Source organism: Pseudomonas sp. Q12-87, assembly GCF_001269755.1.
Classification (GTDB): domain Bacteria; phylum Pseudomonadota; class Gammaproteobacteria; order Pseudomonadales; family Pseudomonadaceae; genus Aquipseudomonas; species Aquipseudomonas fluorescens_S.
In genome coordinates this window covers 363830-377558 of the sequence record NZ_LHVI01000028.1, presented here as the reverse complement: position 1 = coordinate 377558, position 13729 = coordinate 363830, and the positions used below count along the sequence as shown (strand labels likewise).

Annotated in this window: 18 protein-coding genes; 16 read left to right on the top strand and 2 right to left on the bottom strand. The window is 60.3% G+C overall.

All coding sequences use genetic code 11. The features are described from left to right. The 12 genes from AD663_RS21270 to recX all read left to right on the top strand — a co-directional run bounded on the left by AD663_RS21270 (nucleotide 1) and on the right by recX (nucleotide 9656). Nucleotides 1-1167 (top strand): hypothetical protein, encoded by a 1167-nt coding sequence (locus AD663_RS21270; RefSeq protein WP_003184829.1) that lies wholly within the window; start codon nucleotides 1-3, stop codon nucleotides 1165-1167. After that, nucleotides 1167-1673, top strand: a complete 507-nt coding sequence (locus AD663_RS21265) for a phage major tail tube protein (RefSeq protein ID WP_003184827.1) — start codon at nucleotides 1167-1169, stop codon at nucleotides 1671-1673. The genes AD663_RS21270 and AD663_RS21265 overlap by 1 nt, the downstream gene beginning before the upstream one ends. Nucleotides 1674-1830: 157 nt before the next feature. Then, entirely contained in the window at nucleotides 1831-2397 is a 567-nt protein-coding gene (locus AD663_RS21260; protein WP_003184825.1) for a phage tail assembly protein, read from the top strand. A gap of 128 nt (nucleotides 2398-2525) precedes the next feature. Continuing rightward, nucleotides 2526-4703 carry a phage tail tape measure protein gene (locus AD663_RS21255; protein ID WP_003184820.1) on the top strand — a complete coding sequence of 726 codons (2178 nt, stop codon included), beginning with the start codon at nucleotides 2526-2528 and terminating at the stop codon, nucleotides 4701-4703. After that, nucleotides 4703-5086: a phage tail protein gene (locus AD663_RS21250; protein ID WP_003184818.1), complete on the top strand. Its 384-nt coding sequence runs from the start codon at nucleotides 4703-4705 to the stop codon at nucleotides 5084-5086. Before AD663_RS21255 ends, AD663_RS21250 begins: the two co-directional genes overlap by 1 nt. Continuing rightward, entirely contained in the window at nucleotides 5079-5291 is a 213-nt protein-coding gene (locus AD663_RS21245) for a tail protein X (protein ID WP_003184817.1), read from the top strand. The genes AD663_RS21250 and AD663_RS21245 overlap by 8 nt, the downstream gene beginning before the upstream one ends. A gap of 9 nt (nucleotides 5292-5300) precedes the next feature. Further along, nucleotides 5301-6317 (top strand): contractile injection system protein, VgrG/Pvc8 family, encoded by a 1017-nt coding sequence (locus AD663_RS21240; protein ID WP_053214488.1) that lies wholly within the window; start codon nucleotides 5301-5303, stop codon nucleotides 6315-6317. Nucleotides 6318-6384: 67 nt separating this feature from the next. Next, nucleotides 6385-6948 (top strand): glycoside hydrolase family 19 protein, encoded by a 564-nt coding sequence (locus AD663_RS21235; protein ID WP_003184813.1) that lies wholly within the window; start codon nucleotides 6385-6387, stop codon nucleotides 6946-6948. Then, entirely contained in the window at nucleotides 6930-7472 is a 543-nt protein-coding gene (locus AD663_RS21230; RefSeq protein ID WP_053214487.1) for a lysis system i-spanin subunit Rz, read from the top strand. Before AD663_RS21235 ends, AD663_RS21230 begins: the two co-directional genes overlap by 19 nt. Nucleotides 7473-7543: 71 nt before the next feature. After that, nucleotides 7544-8044 (top strand): CinA family protein, encoded by a 501-nt coding sequence (locus tag AD663_RS21225; protein ID WP_003184809.1) that lies wholly within the window; start codon nucleotides 7544-7546, stop codon nucleotides 8042-8044. An 83-nt stretch (nucleotides 8045-8127) separates the two neighbouring features. Continuing rightward, the gene (gene recA, locus AD663_RS21220) at nucleotides 8128-9180 is read left to right on the top strand and encodes a recombinase RecA (RefSeq protein WP_003184807.1); all 1053 of its coding nucleotides are present in this window, start codon (nucleotides 8128-8130) and stop codon (nucleotides 9178-9180) included. Nucleotides 9181-9188: 8 nt separating this feature from the next. Continuing rightward, on the top strand, nucleotides 9189-9656 hold the full coding sequence (recX, locus tag AD663_RS21215) for a recombination regulator RecX (RefSeq protein WP_003184805.1): 468 nt from the start codon (nucleotides 9189-9191) through the stop codon (nucleotides 9654-9656). 46 nt (nucleotides 9657-9702) lie between these two features. Here the strand turns inward: recX and AD663_RS21210 are convergent, their stop codons facing one another. Continuing rightward, nucleotides 9703-10821, bottom strand: a complete 1119-nt coding sequence (locus AD663_RS21210) for a TIGR00730 family Rossman fold protein (protein ID WP_003184803.1) — start codon at nucleotides 10819-10821, stop codon at nucleotides 9703-9705. Nucleotides 10822-10869: 48 nt separating this feature from the next. Between AD663_RS21210 and AD663_RS29430 the strand changes: the two genes are divergently transcribed. Both AD663_RS29430 and AD663_RS21205 read left to right on the top strand, forming a co-directional pair. Next, complete coding sequence (locus AD663_RS29430) at nucleotides 10870-10992, top strand: hypothetical protein (protein ID WP_256217234.1); 123 nt, start codon at nucleotides 10870-10872, stop codon at nucleotides 10990-10992. Between the two features lie 289 nt (nucleotides 10993-11281). Next, complete coding sequence (locus AD663_RS21205; RefSeq protein WP_003184799.1) at nucleotides 11282-11476, top strand: hypothetical protein; 195 nt, start codon at nucleotides 11282-11284, stop codon at nucleotides 11474-11476. Here the strand turns inward: AD663_RS21205 and AD663_RS21200 are convergent, their stop codons facing one another. Further along, on the bottom strand, nucleotides 11477-11899 hold the full coding sequence (locus AD663_RS21200) for a quorum-sensing-regulated virulence factor family protein (RefSeq protein WP_053214486.1): 423 nt from the start codon (nucleotides 11897-11899) through the stop codon (nucleotides 11477-11479). It abuts the gene before it with no gap. A 184-nt stretch (nucleotides 11900-12083) separates the two neighbouring features. On the opposite strand from AD663_RS21200, the gene AD663_RS21195 reads away from it, so the two are divergent. Next, a complete protein-coding gene (locus AD663_RS21195) occupies nucleotides 12084-12830 on the top strand; it encodes a tRNA-uridine aminocarboxypropyltransferase (RefSeq protein ID WP_053214514.1) in 747 nt (248 codons plus the stop codon). A gap of 213 nt (nucleotides 12831-13043) precedes the next feature. After that, nucleotides 13044-13697: a response regulator transcription factor ErdR gene (gene erdR / locus AD663_RS21190; RefSeq protein ID WP_003184794.1), complete on the top strand. Its 654-nt coding sequence runs from the start codon at nucleotides 13044-13046 to the stop codon at nucleotides 13695-13697. The last annotated feature ends 32 nt before the right edge of the window (nucleotides 13698-13729 follow it).

Genomic DNA, 13729 nt, shown 5'->3' with positions numbered 1-13729 from the left:
ATGGCTGAGGTTTTGAACTTCGAGCACAACGGCATTACCGTCAATGCCACCGAATCTCCCGAGGCCATGGGTGGCCTGGGTGACAACGTTATCGGCCTGGTCGGCACCGCGCCGAATGCCAATCCGTTGATTCCGAAAAACACCCCGTTCCGCATCAACAGCTTCACCACCCAGGCCCAGTTGGACCCGACCGGTGCCGAGGCGGGGACCTTGTTCCAGGCGGTGTTCCAGATCCTCAAAGTGGTCAAGGTGCCGGTCTATGTCGTCATCGTCGAAGAGGGCGCCACACCGGCCGACACGCAGAACAACGTCATTGGCGGCATCGAAGCGCAGACCGGTCGCAAGCTCGGTCTGGCGGCGTTGAGTGGGGTCGCTGAAGACCTGACCATCATCGGCGCGCCGGGCTTCACCGGCACCAAGGCCGTGGCCAGCGAATTCGCCTCGTTCGGCAAGCGTATCAAGGCGCGCGTGGTGCTCGACGGCAAGGATGCCGCGGTTGCCGACCAGGTGACCTACAGCCAGGAACTGGGCGGCGCGGACCTCGGTTTCGACCGTTGCCTGGTGGTGCACAACATGCCGGCCGTGTACTCCAAGGCGGCGAAGAAAAACGTCTTCCTGGCGCCGTCGAGCCTGGCCATCGCCGCGCTCGCCAAGGTCAAGCAATGGGAGAGCCCGGGCAACCAGGTGACCTACGCCGAAGACGTCTCGCGCACCGTGGAATACAACATCCTCGACACCTCCACCGAAGGCGACCTGCTCAACCGCTACGGCGTCAGCTACTACGCCCGGACCATCCTCGGCGGCTTCTCGCTGCTGGGCAACCGCTCCATCACCGGCAAGTTCATCAGCTACGTCGGCCTTGAAGATGCGATCAGTCGCAAGTTGGTGAAGGCCGGCCAGAAAGCCATGGCCAAGAACCTGACCAAGTCGTTTATGGACCAGGAGGTCAAGCGCATCAACGACTGGCTGCAAACCCTGGTCGCCGACGAAACCATCCCTGGCGGCAGCGTGTACCTGCACCCGGAATTGAACAGCGTCGAGAAGTACAAGAACGGCACCTGGTACGTGGTCATCGACTACGGCCGCTACGCGCCGAACGAACACATGATTTATCAACTCAATGCACGCGATGAAATCATCGAGCAGTTCCTGGAGGACGTTCTCTAATGTTTACCAACCGCGTAAGACAGGCCATCGCGGCCACCCTGCAAGGCCTGCCGTTGTCGGCGACCGTGGACAGCTTCACCCCGCCGAAGATCGAGTTCGCCATGGAGTCGATGACGGGCGGGCGCTTTATCGGCGAGGAAATGGCCAAGAACGGCGCTGTGCTCGGCGCCACGTTGGTACTACAAGGCGCAGGGCCGGAAGTCATGCTGGCCCTGGGTGTGCGGCTGGGTGACGACATCCTGCTGAACGTGCGCGAGGCCGGTCAGGATCAGGATGGCAATACCTGGTTCACCTACCACACCGTCGGCGGGAAGTTGAAATCCCTGACCGAAACAGCGCTGAAGATGGGTGAGAAACCGCTCACCACGCTGGAACTCTCTTGCCGCACTTACAACCGTCTCGAAAACGGTATCCCCGTGATCGACATCGATGTGCGCACCCAGAAGTTCGTGCTCAACGGCGTGGACATCCTCGGTGATGCGCGGCGTGCGGTGTTGCTGCCTTAACCCTTTGCCAGCTGTTTAGATGCAGTCCCTGTGGGAGCGGGCTTGCTCGCGAAGAGTCCATCAACTTCAAATCAATGTTGATTGACATACCGCTTTCGCGAGCAAGCCCGCTCCCACAGGGGGCTCGCCCGCCATGATTCACCAAGGAATTGATTTCATGTCCTGGATGCCTCCTACACATGAGCTGTTGTCGCCGATCACCGGTGACGACGGTTCGCAGATCGAGCAACTCTCGCTCAAGCCGCTGTTCTACGCCGCGCAAAAAGACGCCCTGGCCCGTGCAGGCGATGACGAAGACGACCAGTTCTTCGAGCTGGCGAAATTGGCCACTGGCCTGTCGGTCAAGGAGCTCGACCAGCTCAAGCGCCCGGACTACGTCAGCATTGCGCAATACGTACATGAAATGTCGACCCGTCCGGCGTCGTACTTTCTAGATGACACACAGGCCGACCCCGACCAGGTGCCGCTACTGCAACCGCTCGACGTAGCGGGCCGCAGCATGACCTCGCTGACCCTGGAAATGCCGGCGCTGCGTGCCACCAAGGCGATGAAGAAGCTGAAGACAGCCAAGGAACGCGCCGAATTCATCACCGCCCATTGCACCGGCCTGATGATTCCCGACCTCGACCTGTTGACCGTGCCCGACTGGACCCAGCTGCAGGTACGCATCGACGATTTTTTAAACAAACCGGCGGACTTCTTTCGGAGCGCGACATCGAAGTGATCCTCGATGTGGTGCCGCTCATTTACTCGGTAAGTGAGGCGGAAATCCTGGAGTGGGACGCCGGCAAGGCCTTGCGCCGCTACGACATTGCGATCACTCGCCTTGGCGTGAAACAGGAGTAGAGCGGGATGGCGGACGATAGATATTCGCTCAGATACGCAGCTTTCGATGGGAGTGGGTTGGCGTTGGGAAATACCAGTCTGACGAGTGGTATATCAGCACAAAGTGCCTTCCCCCGGGATCAACTGTTGAGCCTCGATCTGGCGCTGGAAAAGTTGGGGCTCAAGCTCGGTCTGCTCACCTCGGCGATCGAGTCACTGACCGTGAAGCTGTCGGCGCAACGATTGTTCTCCCAGACAATTGGGGGCGGCGCCAAGGGGGAGTCGGCCAATGAGTCAAAAGGTAAGTCGCGTGGCGGTATCGAACCGCCGGAGCTGCTGAAACCCGCGATAGCCATGGATACGGCGATGGCCGATCTGAAGCAGGCCACCCAATTCAGCCCTCGCCAGATCGAACAGATGGCTGCGCCAACCCAGCAGATCGCCACCGCCCCGTTGGTGGCGGCCGGGGGCACCACAGCGGTTGATCTGGTGAGGATAGAAACCCTGGCGGCCAAGGAAGGCATTGGTAGCGAGTTGCTCGATGCCTCGGACCGACAGCGGGAACTGTTGCGTTTCGCCTCGGATGTTGGCGTGGCCGCGGCGGCGTTCAGGAAGCCGGCCATGGAGATGGCCGAAATGATGGCTGGCTGGCGTACTTCCATGAAGCTCAGCGGCGCCCAAGCCTTTGATCTGGCGGATGCCACCAACCACCTGGGCAAACTACCCGGTGGAGCGAAACCGGGTGACATCGGCGCCGTCTTGCAGCGTGACGGTGCGGCTGCGACGACCGCCGGCCTGGCCCCTGTGCAAGCCGCGGCGTTGACGGCGGCGTTGCTCAATACCGGTACGAAACAAGCTGAAGCCGGCGCAGCGCTGGATGACTTCACGACGGCCCTGGACAAGGGTGAGCAAGCCTCCACAGCCGAGCAAGCGGCCTGGAAACAGCTGGGCCTGGCGCCCGCGGCGGTGTCGAGCGGCTTGCGCGACAAGGACACGGCGCCCGGCACAATGATGACCGTGCTTGCGGCCTTGAACGCGCAACCGACTGAAAAACGCTCGGCCCTTGCAACCACGCTATTCGGCAAGGGCGATGAGGCAGTGCTGCGCATGGCGCAGAAACTGCCCGACGTGAACGCAGCCTTCTTGCAGGTGAAAGACCCGGGCCAATACGCCACTTCACAATTGGGCAACAACGGCTCGGTGCGGCAGGACGCGTTGGCGCTGTCGAACACCCAGCAAGGCCAGCTAAACGTCCTCAACGCACATAACGAGCGTTTGTCAGTGGCCACGGGAAATGCGCTGGTACCGTTGGCGGATAGCTCGTTTCAATGGCTGGGTTCGCTGGCTGATGGCATGAGTGAGCTGGCTGAATCTTCGCCCAAGGCCACCGCTGCCATTGTGCTGGTTGTTGCAGCGATCAAACCGCTGGTGGGCGCGCTGCTCAAGGCTGTAGGGGATGAGATGTCCAACCAGGTGGCTAAGCGGGTGTTGGGTAGGGCTGCCCCGCACCTTCCCGGCGGCTTGGGTGAGGTGATCTCCGAAGATTTCAGAAAATCTCGTGGGGACAAGCTCGATACACGCAATGCCAGCCAGGGTCCCGAATCCACGAGCGGGTCGAAAATACGCGTCAGTACACGAGGCTCACGGGGAGGCGCAGGGCGTTTTTCATTCGGGCCAACGGCCTCGTTACGCTCGATGACTCGCAGGGCGCCCGGCCCATTAAAGGTAGTCGGCGCCGTCGCCGATGTGGCCGAGGGTGTCCTTACCGGCGACAAACGAATGATGGGCGCAGGCCTGGGAGCCGCAGGGGGCGGGTGGGCAGGCGCTGCTGCGGGGTCTGCTGCCGGTGCCGCTTTGGGTAGTGTCGTTCCGGTGATTGGCACTGCCATTGGTGGGTTGGTTGGCGGACTGCTGGGCGGTTGGTTGGGGAGCGACGTCGGCGCGTCTCTGGGCGAAAAACTCGTTGCCCCCGCCGACAGACTCGCCGCGCCAGACCAGGTCAGCAAAGACCTGATCAGCACCCAGACAACCACACAGCAGAACACCCTGACTGCGAACATCTATATCAATGGTCAGGACCAGGCCAGCGCCAGTCAGTTGGCCAACCTGGTCGTGCAGCAGCTTTCTGGCCAATTCGGCTTAACGACCATGCCCAACTCACTCGCCATGCGCAGTGATGCGGCCCTGACCGACGGAGGTACGTGATGCGTCAACAAATGGCCCTCGGCAGCTTCATTTTCGGCCTGTCGAGAAACTTTGCGTACCACCAACTGGTACATACATCGGATGGCGGCTGGAAAAACATCGACATTCTCACCAGCAAACCCAAGTCCAGCCAGACCGGCCAAGGCCTGCAAGGGCTGACGATCACAGGCAAGTCGATGTACGCGACCGCCATGGACCGTCTCGATGAGCTGCGGGCATTGCAGGCGCAGCGCATCCCCTTGCCGTTGGTGGATGGCATCGGTCGCAATTGGGGCCTCTGGCGAATCAACACAGTGACTGAATCCCAGACCGAGATCATCGATGACGGTACCGCGATGGTGGTCGGCTGGGTCATTGAATTGACGGAGTTCGCCAATGCGTAGGGTTCGAAGCATCGCCGGTGATTCGGTGAATCTGTTGCTGTATCGCGAGCTCGCGCATTGTGACGATGCCACTGAAGAAGCGCTTTGGCGGCTCAATCCAACGCTGGCCGAATGGGGGGCGGTGCTGCCTGCGGGTGTATGGGTGGTACTGCCGGAAGTGGACGTCAAACCCGTCGCGACCCCACCGGTTTCAGCCTGGGATTAAGGAGGCGACATGTCACTGGGTTTCACCCCCGCAATAGAAATCTACGGCGCGAACGCTGCGTTGCTCAACGAACGCTTGCTCAATTGGACTCATGTCGACGCGGCGGGGATCGAGTCCGACCAACTGACGCTCACGATCAGCCTGGAGGGGCTTGAAGGCCTGCCCAGCCTGGGCGGGAAAATCGGCTTGCGGGTCGGTTACCTCGAGTCGGGCCTGGTGGACAAGGGCGAGTTCGTTATCACCCGGCTTACGCCTATGCTGTTTCCCCTCAAGCTGACGCTGGTGGCGATGGCGGCGCCGTTCAGCGCGGCCGACCAGAGTGGATTCAAACAGCGCCGATCTGCCAGTCATGGCCCGACAACCCTTGGGGCGTTGTTTCGCCAATTGACCTCCCGACACGGTTTTTCTCCCCGTGTGGCGCCGGACCTGTCGCTGATTAAAATCGAGCATATCGACCAGTCCAACGAAACCGACATGGGCTTCCTGACGCGACTTGCCCACCGTTACGATGCCGTCGCCAAACCGATCAACGAGTTGTATGTGCTGGCTCGGCGTGGTCAGGCGAAATCATTGTCGGGCAAGGTCCTGCCACCCATCAGGTTGTCAGTGACGACCGATAATCGTCCGGGCGACCATGCCTTTATTTCCGCCATTCTTGATGCAAACGCCCGGGCGAAATACCAGGGCTGCAAGACCAGTTGGTGGGACCCGGTGGCCGGTAAACTGCGCGTGGAGGAGATCGGCATCGCGCCGTTCAAGAACCTGCGCCAGCGCTTCCAGAGCGCCAACGACGCCCGTGCCGCTGCTGAAGGTGAGGTGCGCCGGATGATGCGCGAGGCTCTCAAGGTGAAAATTGAATGCCCTGGCAACCCCGGATTATCGGCGGAAGGCATCGTGCTGTTGGACACCACTTGGCCGGATTTCATGCGCGGTCGCTGGTCGATCGACAAGGTCACGGCGGCCGGTGACCGGGAAAAGAGCTATCGCTGCACGATTGATGCGACTTGCCTGGATGCCAGGGCTTAATACCAGGCCCTGTGGGAGCTTGCTCGCGAAGAAGGCAACCCCAACAACGAATTTCGATGACCCGACTATGGACGTTACCCAACAGCAACTCATCAACATCATGCCCAACGCCCGCACCCAAGCGGGCGTTTTCATTTCTGCGCTTAACGCAGCCATGTCCCGCTATCGCATCGACACGCCTAAACGCATCGCTATGTTCCTGGCCCAGGTCGGCCATGAGTCGGGGCAATTGCGTTACGTGCGCGAGCTCGGCGGTGATCAATACCTGGGCAAGTACGACACGGGGCCGTTGGCCGTGCGCCTGGGCAATTCGTCCCAGGCCGACGGTGATGGCCAGAAGTATCGGGGCCGCGGTCTGATCCAGATTACCGGCCGCGACAATTACCTTCGTTGCAGTCAGGGACTGTTTGGCGACGCACGCCTGCTGGCCTTGCCTGAACTGCTGGAGCAACCGCAATGGGCAGCTGAGTCCGCTGCGTGGTTCTGGGAGCAAAACGGCTTGAACGAACTGGCCGATCGCGATCAGTTCAACAGCATTACCCGACGCATCAACGGTGGTTTGAACGGTTTGGAAGATCGCCTGCAACTCTGGGCGCGGGCGAGGGCGGCGTTATGCCAGTCTTCAGCCTGATGCCTTTTTCCGCTCGTACCCTTGGCATCGTCGTTCTATTGGCATTATTGGCGGGTGGCCCGGCGATGCTCGCATGGCGAGTTCAAGATTGGCGTTATGGCCGACAATTGGCGCAACTGGAGCAATCCCAGGCCGACACGTTGAACCGGATAAGCCAGTCGGCCGCAATGCAGCAAAAGGTCGAGCAAGACAAACGCGAAGCCCTTGGACGCCAACTGTCCGCCAGCGAACACACCCATTACCGAGCCTTGAGCGATGCCCAACGTGACCAGGATCGCCTGCGCGATCGCCTTGCTACTGCCGATGTGCGGCTGTCAGTCCTCCTCGACGCCGACGATGTGGCCGCCGGTTGCACAATGCCTGCCGCCGCCGCCGCCGGCGCCGGCAGCCTGGATCATGGCGCCCCACGCGCCCGACTTGACCCAGCGCATGCTCAACGAATTATCGCCATCACCCACGAAGGCGATCGAGGACTGATTGCCTTACAGGCTTGCCAGGCCTATGTCAGGGCCCTAGGTCAATGATCCGGCGAGCCTTGCAAGCTGCGAATGCTCGTGTACGGTAGGCCTCCATTGTGTCGAATCGGGAGAGCATCATGGACGACATTACCGGGCTGGCCGCTGAACTCGGCAGGCGCTTGCAGTTGCTCAATGCCCACGTGACCACGGCCGAGTCCTGTACCGGCGGTGGGATTGCCGAGGCAATCACCCGTATTCCCGGGAGTTCGGCCTGGTTCGAGGCCGGTTACGTCACCTATTCCAATCGCCAGAAGACCCAGCAGTTGAACGTCCCGGCCGAGTTATTCGCGACGGTGGGGGCGGTCAGTCGCGAGGTGGTCGAGGCTATGGTGCGCGGTGCCCAGCATAAAAGCCTGGCGCGTTATGCCGTGGCGGTCAGCGGGGTCGCCGGGCCGGACGGGGGCACGCCGAACAAGCCGGTGGGCACCGTATGGTTGGCCTGGGGGATTGGCGAGGCGGTGGTCAGCGAGCAGCGGTTCTTTGCAGGCAACCGCGACGAGGTCCGCCGACAAACGGTTAAGGCCGCGCTAGAGGGGCTGCTGCAACATGCCGCTGTAGAAATCTCAAATCAGGGGTAGGCGATCCTCAATCGCTGTGGAATAATACTGGCTACTTATACAGGTGTTGGCCGTCAGGCCTTATTGATTACGTGAGGACTTTAATGGACGACAACAAGAAGAAAGCCTTGGCTGCGGCCTTGGGTCAGATCGAACGTCAATTCGGCAAGGGTGCCGTAATGCGTATGGGCGATCAGGACCGTCAGGCTATTCCTTCCATCTCCACCGGCTCCCTGGGCCTGGACATTGCGCTGGGCATCGGCGGCCTGCCAAAAGGCCGAATCGTTGAAATCTACGGTCCTGAATCTTCCGGTAAAACCACGCTGACCCTGTCCGTGATCGCCCAGGCCCAAAAAGCCGGCGCGACTTGCGCCTTCGTCGATGCCGAGCATGCCCTGGATCCGGAATACGCCGGCAAACTGGGTGTCAACGTCGACGACCTGCTGGTTTCCCAGCCGGACACCGGTGAGCAGGCCCTGGAAATCACCGACATGCTGGTGCGTTCCAACGCGGTTGACGTGATCATCGTCGACTCCGTGGCGGCACTGGTGCCAAAAGCGGAAATCGAAGGTGAAATGGGCGACATGCACGTGGGCCTTCAGGCTCGCCTGATGTCCCAGGCCCTGCGCAAGATCACCGGTAACATCAAGAACGCCAACTGCCTGGTGATCTTCATCAACCAGATCCGCATGAAGATCGGCGTGATGTTCGGCAGCCCGGAAACCACCACCGGCGGTAACGCGCTGAAATTCTACGCCTCGGTTCGCCTGGACATCCGCCGCACTGGTGCGGTGAAGGAAGGTGATGAGGTTGTCGGCAGCGAAACCCGCGTCAAGGTCGTGAAGAACAAAGTCGCTTCGCCGTTCCGTCAGGCTGAGTTCCAGATTCTCTACGGCAAGGGCATCTACCTCAACGGCGAAATGATCGACCTGGGTGTACTGCACGGTTTTGTCGAGAAGTCGGGCGCCTGGTATGCCTACAACGGCACCAAGATCGGTCAGGGCAAGGCCAACTCGGCCAAGTTCCTGGCGGACAACCCGGAAGTTGCAGCTGCCCTTGAGAAGCAACTGCGTGACAAATTGCTGAGCCCCGTAGCGGATGTCAAGGCAGTGGCCAATCGTGAAACCGTTGATGACCTGGCTGACGCTGACCTCTGATAGATTCGATGACCGTCGTACTCGATACCCTCGTCGCGGTGCGGCGAACCGCGATGGACCTGCTCGCAAGACGCGAGCATGGTCGAGTCGAGCTGACGCGCAAGCTGCGTCAGCGCGGCGCTCCCGATGAGCTGATCGACTCGGCCCTCGACCGTTTGACGGAAGAAGGCCTGTTGTCGGAATCCCGCTATTTGGAAAGCTTTGTCTCTTATCGCGCCCGATCCGGTTATGGTCCTTTGCGAATTCGTGAAGAGCTGGGCCAGCGCGGTTTGCAGCGGCCTGATATCGAACTCGCCCTGCGTGAAAGTGGTATCGATTGGCAAGAGCAATTGATCGATACCTGGCGCCGCAAGTTCTCAGGGCATCTGCCCATCGATGCACGAGAACGCGCCAAGCAAGGGCGTTTCCTGGCGTACCGAGGGTATTCCATGGAAATGATCAACCGCTTGTTCAGCGGTCGCGGTATGGATGATTAAATGAAAACGGCCCGCTATTTCGATAGCGGGCCGTTTTTTTATGGGCTCAGGTTACCTTCAGCGGCTCCCATGTCAGGGGTTGGACTTTTTGGGCGGGTTGGGCCCAGTTTTCCGGCAGGTTGATGTAATCCACCAGTTCTCTCAAGCGGCCGTGATCGCGGGCGTTGAAGGTGAAGGCCAGTCGCGTCAGATGACTGAACCTGGCCTCGTCATGTTCTTCACCGCCGTAATCATGCTGATGGAAACAATCGTTCAGGCACAAATCGGCAAATTGAGCCTGCATCTGCTGCATGGCCTGTTCGCTCAGCTTGCGATTCATGCGGATGATGAACTGATGCTTGAGCCAGCGACTGGAATGGAAGTTGCGATAGAACTGGTTGATCTCTTCCACGGCGTCTTCGACGTTGTGCACCAGACGCATCAACTTCAAATCGGTAGGCAGGATGTAACGGTTCTCCTCCAGTTGCTCACGGATGAAATTCAGGGCGCCTTGCCAGAACTTGCCGCCTGGAACATCCAGCAAGACCACCGGCACCAGCGGGCTTTTACCCGTCTGTACCAGCGTCAGGACTTCCAGCGCTTCATCGAGGGTGCCGAACCCGCCCGGGCAGAGCACCAGCGCATCGGCTTCCTTGACGAAGAACAATTTGCGGGTGAAGAAAAAATGGAACGGCAACAGGTTCGGCGTGCCTTCGACGGTCGGGTTGGCATGCTGTTCGAAGGGGAGGGTGATGTTGAACCCCAGGCTGTGATCGCGCCCCGCGCCTTCATGGGCGGCGGCCATGATGCCCCCGCCGGCACCGGTGATGACCATCATGTCGGAGCGGGCCAGCGCTGCCCCCAGCTCGCGGGCCATGCCATACAGTGGATGTTCGATGGGCGTTCGGGCCGAGCCGAAGACGGTGACCTTGCGGCGTCCTTTGAACTGTTCGAGCGTGCGAAAGGCGTTCTCCAGCTCCCGCAGTGCTTGGAGGGTAATCTTGGCATTCCAGCGGTTGTGATCTTCCTGGGCCATACGCAGTACGGTCAGGATCATGTCTCGGTAGATGGGGAGGTTCGGGCTATTGGGTGACACCAGGCTGAGTTGCTCTTCGACCTTGCGGGTGAGGTCGTGGCCGTGGTTCTCAAAATGACGACTGAGCACATCATTGGGTTTATAAGGCATTCAGCTTCTCCTTCTTGACAGGACCCCGGCCTGAACGAGAGATTCGTCATGGCCCTGACACTCCATGTGTCGCTGTCAGCCCAGGCCCTTGCCCGGATGCCGACCTGGCTCGGCGCGGTTCGCAGCAAGGCGACCAAGCCACCCAGCGGGTTCTGCTTTTTCCTTGGATAAAGACCATCACACGGCAAGGCGCTGACAGGGCAGCCTCGTTCTGCCCAAGTAGTCGATACATTTATGAATCTAGACCTTTGCGCCAATCTGCGCTGCCCTGATCATGGCGCTCAAAAGTGGCCCTTGGCAACCGCTGGATGCAACGAAGGCTACCGTGCCGCTCGTCAGATTACCGACCGGTTGCGTGCCGCTCTGATTTACTGATTAACAAGCGTGCCAATGAAAATTTACGCCCAGGGCTGGGCGCCACGCGAAGGATTCAAGCGGATCGGGCATGGAGGCGGGAGAGATGAGCAGGGTGACCCTGGAACTCGACAGGCAGCTGTACCTGGCGCTGTTGGAATCAGCTCAGGCCAATCGGTTGAGCCTTGAAGAGGAATGTTGCCGCCGATTGGAAGGGCGGACATGGCGCTCGCGTTATCTACAGGCGCTGGTGGCGGAATTGCGCGCCGATGACGAACAGCGGCGCGCACGCTCAGGTTGATTATTTCTTGGCCTTGGCCGCTTTCGGGCAATCCGATTCCTGGAAGCGTTCGGTCGCGACTGGGCGGTTGGTCTTAACTTCGGTGAATTCGTAGCGCATCGTTGCGCCCTTGGCCATCAGCTTGCGGAAACCCGGGTTGGTGCACACGGTGGAGCCCAGCTGGAAATACACGGCCTTGGGATCTGCGCGCATTTTCTGGGCATGGCTGCTTTGCACGCTGAGGTGGTTGATCAGCTCGGTGCCTTCGACGGTGTAGCCCTGGTCCAGAATGTCTTCATTGATCGCCCGCGGCGTACCGACGCTACTTTCCTTGGCGACGTTCTGCAGCATCTTGTTCAGTTCGAGTTCTTTCAGCGAGGCAGCCTGGACGCTGAAAGACGTCGCCAGCAGAACGGCAACGGTAGGGACGATAAGGCGCAGCATGAAACTCTCCTGGTTCAGTGACTGGTGGTTCGACCGATCACATGACTGTGCGTTCAGTGGCCGGGAATTATAGGGGAGCCCGGGTGCACGGTACAGGCTTGCGCGCTCTGGTAGAATGCCGGCCTTTATTGCCCTGCCGAGTGTCGTTCGTGTCGAGTTTTCCTGTTTGTCGGCGTCGCCCACGATGAATCATGCCCCTAATGCCGTCGCGCTGCTGCGTGACCAGCGCATCGATGAAGGCATCAAGCCGATTCAGGCCCGTGGCTGGCGTGCCCCCCGTTGCAGTGCCTGTCGGGTCATCGAGAGCCATTGCCTGTGCGCCTGGCGTCCAAACGTCGAGACCCGCTCCGGGATCTGCCTGATCATGACCAACAAGGAAGTCTTCAAGCCGAGCAACACGGGTTGGCTGATTGCCGACGTGGTGCGCGATAACCACGCCTTCATCTGGTCTCGCACCGACGTCGACGAGCAACTGCTGGCGTTGCTGAACGACCCGCAATGGCAACCCTATCTGGTGTTTCCCGGCGAGTACGTGGAGCCATCGCGGGTCACCCATACCGTCGACCTTGATCGCGCCAAGCGCCCGCTGTTCATTCTGCTGGACGCTACTTGGACCGAGGCACGGAAGATTTTTCGTAAGAGCCCCTATTTCGATAGGCTGCCGATCCTGAGCCTGCTGCCTGACAAGCTGTCGCGCTATCGTCTGCGCCGTTCGACCCGCAGCGAGCATCTGTGCACCGCCGAAGTGGCCGCGCTGTGTCTGGAACTGGCAGGGGACAGCGACGCCGCGTCGGCCCTGGACGCTTATTTTGATGTGTTCAGTCAGCACTACCTGGGGGCCAAGCGCCAGCAAGCGGTGGACATATCGACGCCGGCCCACGCCGAGCTACGGCCCTTTATTCATGCGGCGCCAGCAGTATTGGCCCAATAGTGGCTCATACTGGACCAGTGGCGGCCGTGCTGCTTGACCACCCCCGCTTCGCTGGGCATGCTTGGCGCCGACCAGGGTGCGGCCGAAGTTTGAAACGCCGTGTTTGGCGTTGAACGTGCCCCTGTGGATGCCGCTGCCTGGCGGTGTCTTGAGTTGTTTTGGCGAGGCGCGAATGCATCGGGCCTGCCATTAAAAAACAGGATCATTTGAACAATGGCCACATACGAAATCCTGATTGCCGATGACCACCCGCTCTTTCGCAGCGCGTTGCATCAGGCAGTGACCCTGGGCCTGGGCCCGGATGTCCGGTTGACGGAGGTGGCCAGTATCGCGGAGCTGGAAGTCCGGTTGACTGAAAAGGCCGATTGGGACCTCGTGCTGCTGGACCTGAACATGCCCGGGGCCTACGGTTTTTCAGGGCTGGTGTTGTTGCGCGGCCAATACCCGCAGATTCCGGTCGTGATGGTCTCGGCCCAGGAAGAAGCCTCGGTGATGGTCAAGGCCCGTGAGTTCGGCGCCAGCGGCTTCATCCCCAAGTCCAGCTCCCTGGAAATGATCCAGCAGGCGGTGAAAGCCGTCCTGGACGGTGATGTTTCCTGGCCGCCCCAGGCGTTCGAAGCGGTCAGCGTCTCCGCGGAAGCCAAGGCGGCCAGCGAGGGCCTGGCCAGCCTCACGCCGCAGCAGTTTCGTGTGCTGACCATGGTTTGCGAAGGCCTGCTGAACAAGCAGATTGCCTATGAACTGAACGTGTCGGAGGCCACCATCAAAGCCCACGTCACGGCGATCTTCCGTAAACTGAACGTGCGCACCCGGACCCAGGCGGCCCTGTTGTTGCAACAACTTGAGTCAATTTCACCGCAGCCTTGATGGCCGGGTTCACGCTTTTTTGACCGAGCTTG